At 69.3% G+C, this 12,628-nt stretch carries 15 protein-coding genes; 9 read left to right on the forward strand and 6 right to left on the reverse strand.

Translation table 11 applies throughout. The features are described from left to right. Positions 1-37 precede the first annotated feature (37 nt). The 5 genes from ACFYM0_RS03655 (at position 38) to ACFYM0_RS03675 (ending at position 2,960) form a co-directional block, all read left to right on the forward strand. On the forward strand, positions 38-274 hold the full coding sequence (locus ACFYM0_RS03655; RefSeq protein ID WP_388496129.1) for a hypothetical protein: 237 nt from the start codon (positions 38-40) through the stop codon (positions 272-274). A 164-nt stretch (positions 275-438) separates the two neighbouring features. Then, positions 439-1,050 carry a leucine-rich repeat domain-containing protein gene (locus ACFYM0_RS03660; protein ID WP_388496131.1) on the forward strand — a complete coding sequence of 204 codons (612 nt, stop codon included), beginning with the start codon at positions 439-441 and terminating at the stop codon, positions 1,048-1,050. After that, positions 1,013-1,429 carry a hypothetical protein gene (locus ACFYM0_RS03665; RefSeq protein ID WP_388496133.1) on the forward strand — a complete coding sequence of 139 codons (417 nt, stop codon included), beginning with the start codon at positions 1,013-1,015 and terminating at the stop codon, positions 1,427-1,429. The genes ACFYM0_RS03660 and ACFYM0_RS03665 overlap by 38 nt, the downstream gene beginning before the upstream one ends. A 31-nt stretch (positions 1,430-1,460) precedes the next feature. Beyond that, entirely contained in the window at positions 1,461-1,970 is a 510-nt protein-coding gene (locus ACFYM0_RS03670) for a hypothetical protein (protein WP_388496135.1), read from the forward strand. Between the two features lie 354 nt (positions 1,971-2,324). Continuing rightward, positions 2,325-2,960: a hypothetical protein gene (locus tag ACFYM0_RS03675; RefSeq protein WP_388496136.1), complete on the forward strand. Its 636-nt coding sequence runs from the start codon at positions 2,325-2,327 to the stop codon at positions 2,958-2,960. A gap of 363 nt (positions 2,961-3,323) precedes the next feature. Here ACFYM0_RS03675 and ACFYM0_RS03680 read toward each other — a convergent pair whose 3' ends face one another. Both ACFYM0_RS03680 and ACFYM0_RS03685 read right to left on the reverse strand, forming a co-directional pair. Then, positions 3,324-4,169, reverse strand: coding sequence for a PaaX family transcriptional regulator C-terminal domain-containing protein (locus ACFYM0_RS03680; RefSeq protein WP_388496736.1), 846 nt, complete (start codon positions 4,167-4,169; stop codon positions 3,324-3,326). A gap of 71 nt (positions 4,170-4,240) precedes the next feature. Then, positions 4,241-4,891, reverse strand: a complete 651-nt coding sequence (locus tag ACFYM0_RS03685) for a GNAT family N-acetyltransferase (protein ID WP_388496137.1) — start codon at positions 4,889-4,891, stop codon at positions 4,241-4,243. A 118-nt stretch (positions 4,892-5,009) separates the two neighbouring features. On the opposite strand from ACFYM0_RS03685, the gene ACFYM0_RS03690 reads away from it, so the two are divergent. Further along, positions 5,010-6,080, forward strand: a complete 1,071-nt coding sequence (locus ACFYM0_RS03690) for an alpha/beta hydrolase family protein (protein WP_388496139.1) — start codon at positions 5,010-5,012, stop codon at positions 6,078-6,080. 159 nt (positions 6,081-6,239) lie between these two features. Here ACFYM0_RS03690 and ACFYM0_RS03695 read toward each other — a convergent pair whose 3' ends face one another. After that, positions 6,240-6,884 (reverse strand): NADPH-dependent F420 reductase, encoded by a 645-nt coding sequence (locus tag ACFYM0_RS03695; RefSeq protein WP_388496141.1) that lies wholly within the window; start codon positions 6,882-6,884, stop codon positions 6,240-6,242. 69 nt (positions 6,885-6,953) lie between these two features. Beyond that, on the reverse strand, positions 6,954-7,766 hold the full coding sequence (locus ACFYM0_RS03700) for an inositol monophosphatase family protein (RefSeq protein WP_388496142.1): 813 nt from the start codon (positions 7,764-7,766) through the stop codon (positions 6,954-6,956). Positions 7,767-7,881: 115 nt separating this feature from the next. Between ACFYM0_RS03700 and ACFYM0_RS03705 the strand changes: the two genes are divergently transcribed. Then, positions 7,882-8,826 carry a LysR family transcriptional regulator gene (locus ACFYM0_RS03705; RefSeq protein WP_388496144.1) on the forward strand — a complete coding sequence of 315 codons (945 nt, stop codon included), beginning with the start codon at positions 7,882-7,884 and terminating at the stop codon, positions 8,824-8,826. A gap of 348 nt (positions 8,827-9,174) precedes the next feature. Here ACFYM0_RS03705 and ACFYM0_RS03710 read toward each other — a convergent pair whose 3' ends face one another. Next, positions 9,175-9,630: a DUF2690 domain-containing protein gene (locus tag ACFYM0_RS03710; RefSeq protein WP_388496145.1), complete on the reverse strand. Its 456-nt coding sequence runs from the start codon at positions 9,628-9,630 to the stop codon at positions 9,175-9,177. A 387-nt stretch (positions 9,631-10,017) separates the two neighbouring features. Here ACFYM0_RS03710 and ACFYM0_RS03715 point away from each other — a divergent pair, with 387 nt between their 5' ends. Both ACFYM0_RS03715 and ACFYM0_RS03720 read left to right on the forward strand, forming a co-directional pair. Continuing rightward, positions 10,018-11,079, forward strand: coding sequence for a helix-turn-helix transcriptional regulator (locus ACFYM0_RS03715; protein WP_388496147.1), 1,062 nt, complete (start codon positions 10,018-10,020; stop codon positions 11,077-11,079). 381 nt (positions 11,080-11,460) lie between these two features. Then, complete coding sequence (locus tag ACFYM0_RS03720; RefSeq protein WP_388496148.1) at positions 11,461-11,766, forward strand: hypothetical protein; 306 nt, start codon at positions 11,461-11,463, stop codon at positions 11,764-11,766. 441 nt (positions 11,767-12,207) lie between these two features. On the opposite strand, the gene ACFYM0_RS03725 is transcribed toward ACFYM0_RS03720, so the two are convergent. After that, positions 12,208-12,363 (reverse strand): hypothetical protein, encoded by a 156-nt coding sequence (locus tag ACFYM0_RS03725; protein ID WP_388496149.1) that lies wholly within the window; start codon positions 12,361-12,363, stop codon positions 12,208-12,210. Positions 12,364-12,628: the final 265 nt, after the last annotated feature.

Here is a 12,628-nt window from a genome sequence, read left to right on the forward strand (position 1 = left end):
ATGTGGGCCCTGTTCGCGGGAGCTCATCGACGAGGCCTTGGCGTACGCGTACTTCTCGCTGACCCTGCTCGGCATCTTCGCCGAGGAGGTATTCGGCCGCCGCGGGCGGAGCGCGGCGGCACCCGGCCCGGACGGTGATCCGGAACTGCTGGCCGAGGCGCGCACTTTCCTCTGCGACGAGAAGCCAGGACTGCCAAACGTTGGGAAGGGCGCACGGCAGCCTCCGTATCTTGGTGCCATGACGAACCGGGAAAAGGCGAGGCGCACAAGGTGAACCGCTGGGGTGACCCATCAGGCCCTGCCCCGGAGCAGCGGGGGCTTCGCCAGGAAGTGTGCTGGTGCTTCGACCAGTCCAGGCCGCATCCGCGCGCCCGCGTCGGATTTCACACCCAACGGCAAGACACCTCTTCGCCGGGTTGGCAGCACCTGCTGGAGCTGGTGGACGAGGCAGCCGCCGACGGGCGCGAAGAGTTCCGTCCCCTGATCGAGCTCAGCCCGGAAGAGCGGCGGCAGGTCATCACCCTGCCACCAAGCATCGGCACGCTGACGTCGGTCAGGCACCTCGTGCTCTACGGCAGCAACCTGGTCCGGATCCCGCCCGAGATCGGAGCCATGACGAGCCTGGAAGAATTCACTCCGTACACCTCGTACCGGCTGCACTGGCTCCCCTACGAGATCACCCGATGCCAGAAGCTGACCCGTAGCACGGTGAGCACGCGCGCGCTGTTTGGCAACGAGAAGCTGCGAGCACCCTTCCCAAGGCTTCAGTCGCCCCGAGACTCCGTTGCGAACCTCGACCTGGAGAACCTGGATCCCCTGCGTTGGGGCGCCACTGCCATTCACGGCTGCAGCGTCTGCGACCTTCCGATCGCACCGGGCGGACTTCATCAGGTGTGGATCTCGCTGCGCGTAGCCACCGACGTGCTTCCTCTACTGGTCAGCGCCTGCTCACCAGCGTGCGTCGCCCAACTGCCCGGCGGCGTGAAGGGCTACATCCCCACACCTCACAGGGGTGGCCGAGTTGACCAACCGGCGTCCGGCCGGGACTGACCAACCGAACGTCCTCGCCGCCCGCCGTTCCATGGAGATGCGAGCGGGCGACGGGGCACTTCTCACCGAGCTGATCGACGGGTTCGAGACCGAGGCCGGGATGCAGCCCGCGGGCGATGCCTTCGGCGGTCTCATCCGGGGGTTCTTCCGGTTCGGGCCGATGCAGGACCGCTTCATCGGACGGTCCACGAACGCACGCATCACCGTGACAACCGGCCTCGTGACCTGGGACGCCTTCGAGCAACCGCACCGTACTAGCCGCGACTGTGCGGCAGTCGGTCGCTTCCACTTCGACCGTCACCCCTACGATGACGCCTTGCGGGCCTTGCGGGCCTTGAGCGCGGTGATCGGCGCCGCCGACGACGACGCGCGCGCCTGAGCTCCGCCAGGCGCGGCTCGCTGGGCTACGGATGGGAAAGCAGTTGATGGAAAGGTTCGAGGCAGAGAGCATGGCGCTCATGCCTGGTCAAAGGGTGCGGGCCAGGGTCCTCAGCCATCACCCGTGGGGTGTGCTCGTTGAGATCGCTGGTTACGAGAACGCCGGTCTGTCGGCCTCCATCGACATGATCCAGCAGTTCTCCCGGATCACGAGCAGCCATGACGAACTACTCGCTCTCTTTCCGCCCATCGGTTCACACATCGATGCAGTGATCGAGCAGATCCGCCGCTGGCATCCGCCGGTATCAGTGCGGCTCACCATCCGGCCTGCGGACGTGGAGTCGCTGACCTGGAGCTGCGACTTCTGTGGTGAACGGATCACGTTGAGCCCAGGTGGAGACGCCCTCGTCCTGGACTCGCGCAGCATCGACGGTCCAGGAGCCCACACCATCATCTCCCACCGGCACTGCCTGGCCGAGCGAATCCGCCCGGAGAACGGCGGAGAGCAGGCGCGAGCGTTGAAGGTCGGGAAGATGTGCTGAGGTCGTGAGGCCCGGCCCACCGGCATGACTGGGCTCGGCAGCTCATTCGCCGGGGGGCAACCGGTAGTTCGGAGCAGCCTGCGTTCGCTGTCCGATGCCAGGCTCGTCCAGATCGACCGGCGTCCCCAGAACGGACCCGGTCCCGCTCTCCACGGAATCGAACGGCGACCCCGTCGTGCGGCCAGACCTTCCGAGTCCCCGGAGAGCTGCGCCGGGGGTACGTGTGGTTGATGGCCGAGGGCACGGGTGTCAAGATCATCCGATGTAGCGGCAGACCACCGCACCGGTGGCCTGATGAGCAACGACCAACGGGGAGTGCCAGTTTTGAGGTTTCGCATAGGTTCGAGTGCGGCAGTGCTGGTAACGCTGGCGGTTCTCTCCACCGGCTGTGGAGGCGCCGGCTCCGATACGGCGACGCCGAAACCGGCCTCCGGCAACAGTGCCGGAACAGGATCAGGCTCGGCCGGCTCGGCAGTCGGCAAGGCGGACTTCGACACCGTCTTCAAGACCGAAGAGAAGTTCAAACAGGCGCTACCCGACCCGGCGTCGATGGCCGGGTGGAGGCCGCAAAACGCAAGCGCGAACATCGAAGAGGCGCCCGGAGCTGGCGAGAGTTGCGGTGCTGATGCCGACTGGTACTGCGCCAGGATCGCGCGCGGCGAAGCGAACTTCGAGGCAGTCGGCGAGGAAGCCCACTTCGACATGACGGCTTTCGCAGACAAGAAGGCCGCCCAGGAGGCCTGCCGCAAGGAGGCCAATTGGTCGGCCAAGTACACCAAGGCGCAGGTACCCCCGGTTCCCGGTACCGAGAGCCACGCCTACTACCGCAACGTCGGCGGCCTGGACGGCCTCTTCCTCATCGTGTGCCTGGGCACGGTCGTCGCCGAGGTGACGCTGGAAGGGGAAGGCAGCTCCCTGGACCCCGCCACTGCCCATTCTCTGGCTCAGGTCTTCGTCCCCCGCATTCAGAGGGCCGCCGCGGCATCCTGAACCACACGGAGGCGTACTCACGCGCACCGGTGTCCGCTGACGCATCTCAGCGGACACCGACGTGTCCGCCGGTTCCTCTGCCCGGTCATCTCGTGCGGGCGGCGGACCTTCGCGGAACAGCTGCCGGGCTTGACCCGTCGGTACGGCCGGCGGACCGTGCGCCTGCGATCGACGCCGGCCGAGCCGGTGCCCGCATGGCGAGAGTCTTCGGCGTGGCCGTCAGCCGCAGCACGCACGGTGCTGAGGCTCCTCGAAGCCTTGCCCGACAGGGCCAGCCGTCCGGCGAGACGACCTCCCCGGCCGCCACACCTCGCCGCCGACATCGACCGCAGAACCCAACCTTGTGCACCAAGCCACCCGCATTCAGCGCGCGGCCCGGTCCGCGGCTTCCCGGGTGATGTCGGCGTAGAGGCGGAAGAGGGCCGGGTGGGCTTCGCCGCCTTCCCGTTCGTGCAGGGCCGCCCAGCACCGGGCGACGAGCTCCCGGGCCCGGGTGCCGGGCCAGGGCTGGGGCAGGAGCTGGGGCGGCAACAGTGGGTCGGGCTCCATGGCGCGGGTGAGTTCGGCGGCGAGCTCGACCGCGATGGTGAGGAGTGCGGACGGGGCGAGTGCGGCAGGGCCGGTGAGCCGGGCGAGGCGGGGCATGGCGATGCGGCCGAGGCGGTGGTAGCGGTCGGCGATCTCTTGCAGGGGCCACAGGCGGCGGGCGAGTTCGACCGGGTCTCGGGTGTCGCCCTTGCGCAGGTCGGTCGTGGTGAGAAGGGTGAGCGCACCATGGGCGCCGAGGCGGTGGGCCGCTTCTTCGACGTACGGTTCCCAGCCGTTGGCGCAGACGTACAGTCCGCCCTGGAGCGGAGCGCCGCCGAGGTGGACGAGCGTCTCGCGCAGGGCGTCCCGGGACGTGCGCGCCGACTCGGGCACCGCGAAGGCAGCCAGGTGCCAGACGCCGTCCCAGGGAGCGAGCCCGTCGTCCTGCTGGAACGCGTGCCGGAGGAAGTCCGCGTTGGGAGCCAGGGCGCGCGTGGTGTCCGCGGTCGCGTGCAGCTGCGCCTTGCGGCCACGGCCCTCGTGGGTGAACCGGCCCTCGGACACGAGGCGTTTGACGCACAGCCGCACCTGCTGGTCGCTCATGCCCAGGGTGTTGGCGACGGTGTAGAGCTCGTCCGCGCCGACGGTGCCGTCCTCGCGGATCAGCGCGTGGACGAGCATGCGGGTGGGGACCTCGACGTGGTCCGTGTCGTCCGTGTCGTCCGCGTGGTTCGTGTGGTCCGCTTCGGCGCTCACAGTTCCTCCGCTCCTCTCGTTCCGACGGGGCGACGCATGGTGGTCACCGCGCCGAATCCCAGCAGCCCGCGCAGGTAGGGCGTGTCCTCGGTCCGCACGGCCGTGAAGCCGCGCCGCTCGTACAGGGCCCTGGCGCGCGGATTGGTGTCGATCACGTCCAGTCTGATCTCCCGGCAGTGCTGCTCCGCAGCGAGGGCGGCCACTTCCTCGATGAGCAGGCTCCCGACGCCGCGCCCGCGCATGCCCGGGTCCACGGCGATGCCGTCCATGACGAGCTGTCCGGGGGCCGGGTGGCGTTCGAACAGGGCGAGGAGCAGGAGTCTGGGCAGCCCCCGCAGGTGTCCGTACGCCCGCAGGACGGCGGAGGCCGATCCCCCGGTGAGGGCACGGCCGCCGAGCTGGTAGCCGGCGAGGCCGACGAGCTGCCCGTCGAGGAGCGCGCACACCGCGCGATCGGCGTTCAGGTGTGCGGCGATGAAGGGCACCGCCTTGTCCGGCGGGTTCAGGGCGGGGCCGAGTTTGCGGCCGAAGGCGTCCCAGTACATCTCCGCCGCCCGCCGCTCGGCGCCGGCCGGAAGACCCCGCCGGACCGTCATCACCGGTCCAGTGCCGCTGTCCGTCGTGTCCAGTCCCCGTCCCAGTCCCATGCCGTGCCCTCTTCTCCCCTGCCGCTGCAATCCGGATCCTAAAACTATCACTTCTCAGACGATCGTGCTTGTGATGATAGTTTTAGAGGACTCACCCGAACAGAGGCGGTCAGATCCCATGCATCCCAAGACCCAGCCGCCCCGACGGCGCGGGCTCCGCATAGCCGTGTGGTCACTCGTCACGAGCCTGGTCGCGGCCGCCGGCCTCGTCGGCGTGGTGCTGTGGCAGCACTCCTACGCCATGGACGAGCAGCGGGTGTCGATCCGCCACGGCGGCCACACCCTCAACGCAGTACTGGCCACCCCCAAGGACGGCCGCAAGCGCCACGGCCTGGTCGTGTACGTCCACGGCGACGGCCCCGTCGACGCCACCCATGACGACGGGTACAAGCCCCTGTGGGAAGCGAACGCCAAGGCCGGCTACGCCTCCCTCTCCTGGGACAAGCCCGGCGTCGCGGGCTCGCCCGGGAACTGGCTCGGCCAGTCCATGGACGACCGGGCCGACGAGACGGCCGCCGCCATCGCGTGGGCGCGCGCCCGCCCGGACATCGACGGCGACCGGATCGGGCTCTGGGGCGTCAGCCAGGCGGGCTGGGTCCTGCCGAAGGTCGCCGCCAAGACGCCCGTGAGCTTCGTCATCGCCGTCTCGCCCGCGATCAACTGGCTCCGGCAGGGCCGCTACAACCTCCTCGCCGAACTGCGCGCCGGCGGCGCGTCAGCAGCCCGTACCAACGCGGCGATCGCCAGGAGCGACACGACACGGCGGCTGCTGGAGCGCCATGCGACGTTCGAGGAGTACGTCAAGGCCATGGACGACGACGCGGACGGCATGACCGCCGACCGCTGGGGTTTCATCTCCAAGAACCACACCGCGGACGCCACGCAGGACCTTCGCGCCCTGCGCGGCGTACCGGTGCTGCTGGCTCTCGCGGGTCATGACATCAACGTGGACACCGCCGACACGGAGCGCGTCTACCGCGAGGTACTGGACGCAGGCGGTGCATTGACGGCCGAGCACTACCCGGACGCGACCCATTCACTGCTCAAGCAGTCCATCGAGCAGTCGGACCTCAAGATCACGCTCACTGCGCTCTTCTCGCCCCGCTCGCTCTTCGCGGACGGATTCCTGGACGGCCAAGGACGGTTCCTCGCGGATCTCGACCGAGGCGGCGGCCATGCCACACCGTGACGGTCCGGCAAGACGACACCGGTGAATCACCAGGTGACCGACGTCGTCGTCACGGCCGTTGCCTCCGTCGGGTCGCAGGTTCGAGCGACGACCAGATCGCGCAGGTCGAGCAGGTCAGGCAGGTAGGGCAGGTCGAGCACCGAACCCGGTCTTGGTGGGTCAGCGGGCGAGGGAGACGGCGAAGGGCTGGAAGCCGTGTCGGCGCAGGACGTGGGGCACGACCAGGATCATGGCCTCGGTGGCGCGGGCCGTGGTGATGTCGCCGAGGTCCTCGATCAGGTCGGGCGTCCACCCCAGGTCCCCTAGCAGGCCGGTGACGGTCTTCTTCGCGTTCTGGTCGTCACCCGAGAGAAAGGCGGTCGGTGGGGTGGTCAGGATTTCGGGGGCGGTCATGACCATGAACAGCATGGTGTTGAGGGTCTTGACCACATGGGTGTCGGGGAGCGCGGCCTGGAGCTTCTCGGCGAGGCTGCTGCCGGGGTAGCACAGGTCGCCGGGCAGGCCGTCAGGCGCGTCGCGGGTGGCGTTGGAGACGTCGATGAGGATCTTGCCGGCGAGTTCGGTGCGCAGGTCGGTGAGGCGGTCCAGGGAGCTGTCGCCGGGCGTCGCGTTGATCACGATGTTCGCGGTACGGGCGGTGGTGCGCTGGTCGGCGAAGGCGACGTGTGGGGCGAGCCCGATGGTGCGGGTGGCGGTTTCCTCGGGGTTCTGGCTACCGAGGGTGACGTGGTGTCCGGCTGCGGAGAGCTTGCCGGCGAGGTTGGTGCCGACGCGGCCGGCGCCCAGGATGCCGATGTTGGTCATGCGGTGATGCTCCTTGCGGTATTGAGCGGAGAGTAGGGAGCGGGGGGCGGGGAGAGCCGGTACGTCCGGTCAGGCGATCGGAGCAAGGACCTTGAGGGCGGCGGCGTGGATGCCCGGTGCGGCGGCCAGGAAGTCGCGGCTGGCGGTGTTCCAGGGTTCGCCCGTCAGGTCGGTGACGGTGCCTCCGGCTTCGGAGACCAGCAAGGCGCCGGCGACCAGGCCGGAGCGGACGTCGGAGAACTGCCAGAACGCGTCCATGCGTCCGGCGGCGACGTGGATGAGCTGCATGGTGGCGGGTACGGACACGCGTACGACCAGGCCGTTGACGAGCATGGCGGTGACGGAGTCACCGATCCGCCGGAAGGTGCGCTCGTCCTCGCCGGGCTTGGCCTGGCCGGTGCCGATGAGTGCGGCGCCCAGGTCGGTCTTGGCGGACACCTTCAGGGGCAGGTTGTCGAGGTGGGCACCGCCGCCTGCGACCGCGGTGTAGGTGTCGCCGGTCAGCGGCAGGTGGACGACGGTGAGTACCGGCTGGTTGTCGCGGACGAGGGTGGCGGTGACGGCCCAGTCGTCCAGGCCGTGGACGTGGTTGATGTTGCCCTCGGCGGGGTCGACGACCCACCACTCGCCGGGCGGGAGCGCGCCCCCGGCCAGCTCGTCCTCGGCCCACTGCGACCCCGGCCGGGCCCGCAGCAGGGGTTCCCGCAGCACGTCCAGCACCGCGTCGTCGTTGGCGTGGATCTCGCCGACGACCTCGTCCAGACTCACGCCCCGGGGGTGCGAGGTGTAGCGGTCGCGCAGTGTGACGCCGGCGGTCTTCACCGCGGCGGTCACTTCGGACAGGAGCGTCGTACCGGCGGCGAAAGGCATGGCTGTGCTCATGGTGGGCTCCCTGAAATCGGTCTGGGCGGGGCGGTTGTCTCGCCCCCGCACTTCGAAGGTAGGCCGCCCGATCATTAACAACAAGTGCATGCTTTGCACTTGTAGAGTTACTGCCATGCAACTGGATTTGAACCTGCTCACGGCCCTGGATGCCCTGCTGGAAGAGGGAAGCGTCGCCGGCGCGGCAGCACGCCTCCACGTCACGCCACCGGCGATGAGCCGCTCCCTGGGCCGCATCCGCAAGGCCACCGGTGACGAGATCCTGGTCCGTACCGGCCGCAGCATGGTCCCCACCACCCGCGCGCTGGCCATGCGCGCCGAGGTCCACGCCCTGGTGCAGCAGGCCCACCGGCTGCTGTCCGCGCAACAGGAACTCGACCTGGCGGCTCTGGACCGGGTGTTCACCGTGCGCTGGCACGACGCCCTGACCGCCGCATGCGGCACCGCACTGACCACGGCCGTCCACCATCAGGCCCCCGGCGTCCGGCTGCGCCTGTCCGCCGAACCCGGGACGGACGACGCCGAGCTGCGCCGGGGTGAGGTCGACCTCGAATCGAGCTCCGGCGCCCCGACGCTCCCCGACATCCGCCACCGCCTCGCCGGCAGGGACCGGCTGGTCGTCGCCGTCCGTCCTGGCCACCCGCTCACCGAAGGCCCGCTGAGCCTGGAGCGTTACGCGGCCGCCGAACACCTCACCGTTTCGCGGCGCGGAAGCCTGCGCGACCCGATCGACGACGCCCTGGCCGCACGCGGCCTCGACCGACGCGTCGTCGCCGCCGGGCCCACCGCAGCCTTCGCACTGCAACTCGCCCTCGACACCGACCTGGTCGTCACGCTCCCCGACGCGGTCACCCGCACGGCCCGGGAACAACTCGGCCTGGCCACACTGCCGCCGCCACTCCCGCTGCCCGACGTACCCCTGCACCTGCTGTGGCACCAGCGCTACGACAACGACCGCGCCCACGCCTGGCTGCGAGACCTCGCCACCGAGACCGTCCAGGCACTCTTCACACCACCGCCCGCGTCGCAAGAGCCCCTCACCAACCGGACTGGGCAGTGACGAATGCACAAGGAGGATGCGGTGAGCGAAGAAGCGCGTCGGGCGAGTCTGCCCGCACGGTGCGGGCGTGACCGTGATCGTTGACGCGGAGACCGGCAGGGCCCGAAATGTAGCCTGCGCGGCCTGCTGAACATGAACATGAACCCGAACCGCAAAGAGCCCCGTTCACCTGCCGTCTCGTCTGACAGGTGGGCGGGGCTCACGTGTGGTCGGGCGTGCGCATCGGGTACCCCCGTGCGGCTTTCGCTTGGGCGCGTGCCCTGTGCCCGCGGCGAAGGCTTCCTCGCCGCGGGCACAGGGCACAGCAGCCGCACCGACGGCCACAGGCGGAGGTGCGGCTGCCACGCCTCAGTAGGATCCCGTGCGACCCGACCACTGGTACGGAGACCGGTCGAAGTCACCATACGCGTAGCTCGTGACGTTGTGATCGCCGAGCATCCGCGTGTAGCAGGACGTGCCGCCCAAGGGCACGGAGCAGGTGTAGGACGCACCGTCGCTGTTGCGGATCACCTTTGCGTGCCCGGGTGAGTTGTCACCCGGGTACTCGTACTTCGCTTGCGAAATCCGTGCCCAGATGGCCTCGCAGGAGTCGCTGTAACGGAGTTCCAGGACCGCCGGCCCGATCGCGGCCGAGGCGACGGTAACGGCATCACCCTGGCAGTACGCGGCGGGGTCCAGCCCGCTGCAGCCGTTGTTCCAACACCCCCCGGCAGGGGCCGCCTGAGCCGCGGTGGGCAACAACGCGCCGACCGATCCGAGAAAGAGGGCAGCGGCAGCGGTGGCCAATCGGATGCGTGCGGACATGGTGATGTCCCTCCTGATGAGTGGATGCGGGGCTGCGAGCAGGTTGTCGCCGCGACCATCTGGACTGCCACCTTGCGTACGCGCACCAAGGCTCCTCGGTGCACGGGGTACGTCCATACGTCCATACGCCCGATGGCGGTGCGTCAACTGTTCCTGTCTTCAAGCCAGTTGGTCGCAACCTGTCGTGACCCAACGAAGCTAACGCCGCTTCCCGGAGTCAGACGATCCCTGGAAATGGGGGTTTCGCCGGTCGACGTGATGCGGTAACAGACGCGGGTGACCCCATCGACCCCAGCCCCACCGAACGGCGTCGAGCTGCGCCGGGCCCAGGCGAGGATCGCGAGGCTGTGCCGCGAGTTACCGGACCCGATGACGCTCTTTGCCCGAGTGAGCGACATCATTCCCGCGGCGGTCCGAGCGGACGGTGTGTGCGGGCTGACGCTCGACCCGGCCACGCTCCTGCACACCGGCGGATTTCACCACAGGGGCGTGCCTCATGCCCACCTGCCTCGGCTGCTGGAAATCGAGTACGGCGAAGAGGACGTCAACCAGTTCCCCGGTCTGGTGAAATCCGGCAGGATCGCGGCGGGCCTGTGGCAGGCCACCCGGCAGCGCCCGCACACCAGCTCCCGCTACCGCGACGTCTACCGCCCGGCCGGGATGGGCGATGAGATGCGTGTCCTTCTGCGCAGCGGCCGTACGGTGTGGGGTGCGCTGGTTCTGCACCGCGGCGGCGACCGGGCGCCGTTCAGCGACGGCGAGATCGCCACGGTGTCGACGCTCGCACCGTCCATCACCGAGGCACTGCGCGGCGCGTACCTGCGCCACGACGCCGCCGCCGCGGACTCCGAGCTCCCGGCCGCGCCGGGCCTGTTGACGTTTCACCCCGGCGGCGAGCTCGACAGGGTCACCCCGGCGGGGCACGCGTGGCTGGAGCAGTTGGCCGGCGCCCCTGCCGAGTCGGCCGCGCCGCTTCCGCAGCCCGTACTTCACGCGCACAGCATGGCCCGCACGACGGGCGATGCCTCCCTGCGCATGCGCAGCCGGAGCGGCCGGTGGCTGTCCGTCACCGCCGTACGCATGGACGCGGACGGCGGTGTCGCCGTCATGATCCAGCCCAGCAGCCCCGGGCACATCGTCGGAATCATGATGGACGTGTACGGCCTCACCCTGCGAGAACGGCAGATCGCCCAGCTGGTCACCTACGGGATGTCCGACACCGACATCACCAAACGGCTCGGGATATCCCCGCACACCGTCAGGGACCACCTCAAGAAGGTGTTCGACAAGACCGGGACGAACAGCCGCGGGAGGCTTCTCCAGCTCCTCTACTTCAACCACTACCAGCCGGACATCGAAACCGGTCGCACGATGGGAACGCACGGGTGGTTCGCCGCGACCGACCGCGCGCCGGCACAGAGGAGCCCTGGGGCCACCGATGGATGCTGATGGGGCTGGGCAGCCTTCGCCCCAAACCAACCGGACCTCCCGCTGTGCTCTCGGCGGCGCCTCGGCTGCCGAACCCGGTGCCCGTCAGCTTTGCCGATTGCTGTCCTCGTTGCTCGATCCCCGTCGCCGGCACCAGCGCATCTAGGCATAGCCGGCCGCGGCCATGGCAGCACCACCGATGAGCTCGGACGGCAGGTTCGTAAGCAGGCCTAGAAGATTTCCCGCAGCACCTTGCACGCCGCTTTAGCCGGCCCTGCCTTGCCCAGGCGGGACACGATCGACGCCCTGGTCGAGATACTCGGAACTCGAGCACGCAGCACGACGCCGGAAGACCAGCTCCTGCGGTTCGACACGCTGTGGCAGAGGGCCGCACTGACTGACGTGACGGAGGAATCCCTCCTCAACCTGCCTTTGCCGCTGGGCGCGGCGGGTGACGTGCCATTTGACCTGATCTCGCTGGTCAGGCAGCAGTTGGCGGGCCGGCCGGAGGACAGCGACCGGGTGTTTGCCTTGCTTCTGCTCGCCGCCCTGAAACCCGGCGAGACCAGTGAGCGGCATGACAGGACCATGGACCTCTTCAGATTCCTGGTAACCGAAAGGTTCGGCCAGCTGCGGCAGCCGCCACCTCCCCTTGCGGCCATCGGGGGTGCTGATGACGATGTCATCGATGCGGAGATCGTCGACTGAGGCGGTTCCGCGGGCAGAGGACTGCCCTGCCCCCCATGATCCGGTGAGGTCTCCGGGCTGTCCCATGGTGGGGCGAGCGAGGTGCAGAAACGGTCAGTCACACCAGCCATTGATCGCCTTCCCAGGCCCAGGTCTCCTGGAGCGGGAACGGTGCCGCGGGACTCCGGTCGGCATGGTAGGGCCAGCCTGGAGTGAGCCGGCCCAGAGGCAGCAGGCCACCGTCCTCCCGCGGTCCGATCTGGGATCCGGTGGCGATCTCCGCGACGAAGGTCCGGTACGGCTGCGGGAGCACAGCCCCGTGCTCGGCTTCCCACGCCGAGACCGCCTCGTATCCGAGCCATGGGGGACATGCTCGCAGAAGGAGCCGACCGAGCCGCTGCGGGTGGCCGTCGACGCCGGATGCTGCTGCCCCGCGCGGGCGGGGATGGCCCCTGCCGCCGGCTACATGGCGGAGCGCAGCATTCCCGCCGTCTTGGCCATGGCGGCCTTGGCCGCCTCGTCGGTGGCCGTTCGTGCGGCGTCCTCGAGCAGGAGGGCGGCCGCCTGGAGGAGTCCGATGTGGACGGGCACGGTCTCCAGCCCGGTGAGCGCGGCCATGGCCTGATCGGTAGCGCTCTGTGGGATAAGGGTGCTGACGCCGCGTCCGACGATCCGTTGGGACTGCGTAGGTGTACTCACGGGATGATTCTCGCGGGTCTCCGGACACCGAACTGCCCACGTGCGCGAGCGGTGGGCTTACTGTCGCAGTCCCGGACGGCGCCCGACCGCCCGATCGCCCGATCGCCGGGTCGGTGGGAACGTACGCCCGGGCAGTACCCGTTGCCGGGCCTGCACCGGCCGCGTGGGATCAGCGACTGGTCCT

Origin of the sequence: Streptomyces sp. NPDC006487 (assembly GCF_042870555.1) — a bacterium.
Lineage (GTDB): Bacteria > Actinomycetota > Actinomycetes > Streptomycetales > Streptomycetaceae > Streptomyces.

What these genes read in the sequence shown, in the direction of transcription:
- ACFYM0_RS03690 (WP_388496139.1), top strand. Translation starts at nt 5,010, where the DNA reads ATGCATCCCAAGACCCAGCCGCCCCGACGGCGCGGGCTCCGCATAGCC.
- ACFYM0_RS03700 (WP_388496142.1), bottom strand. Translation starts at nt 7,766, where the DNA reads ATGAGCACAGCCATGCCTTTCGCCGCCGGTACGACGCTCCTGTCCGAA.
- ACFYM0_RS03710 (WP_388496145.1), bottom strand. Translation starts at nt 9,630, where the DNA reads ATGTCCGCACGCATCCGATTGGCCACCGCTGCCGCTGCCCTCTTTCTC.
- ACFYM0_RS03705 (WP_388496144.1), top strand. Translation starts at nt 7,882, where the DNA reads ATGCAACTGGATTTGAACCTGCTCACGGCCCTGGATGCCCTGCTGGAA.
- ACFYM0_RS03680 (WP_388496736.1), bottom strand. Translation starts at nt 4,169, where the DNA reads ATGCTCGTCCACGCGCTGATCCGCGAGGACGGCACCGTCGGCGCGGAC.
- ACFYM0_RS03670 (WP_388496135.1), top strand. Translation starts at nt 1,461, where the DNA reads ATGGGAAAGCAGTTGATGGAAAGGTTCGAGGCAGAGAGCATGGCGCTC.
- ACFYM0_RS03695 (WP_388496141.1), bottom strand. Translation starts at nt 6,884, where the DNA reads ATGACCAACATCGGCATCCTGGGCGCCGGCCGCGTCGGCACCAACCTC.
- ACFYM0_RS03685 (WP_388496137.1), bottom strand. Translation starts at nt 4,891, where the DNA reads ATGGGACTGGGACGGGGACTGGACACGACGGACAGCGGCACTGGACCG.
- ACFYM0_RS03725 (WP_388496149.1), bottom strand. Translation starts at nt 12,363, where the DNA reads ATGGCCGCGCTCACCGGGCTGGAGACCGTGCCCGTCCACATCGGACTC.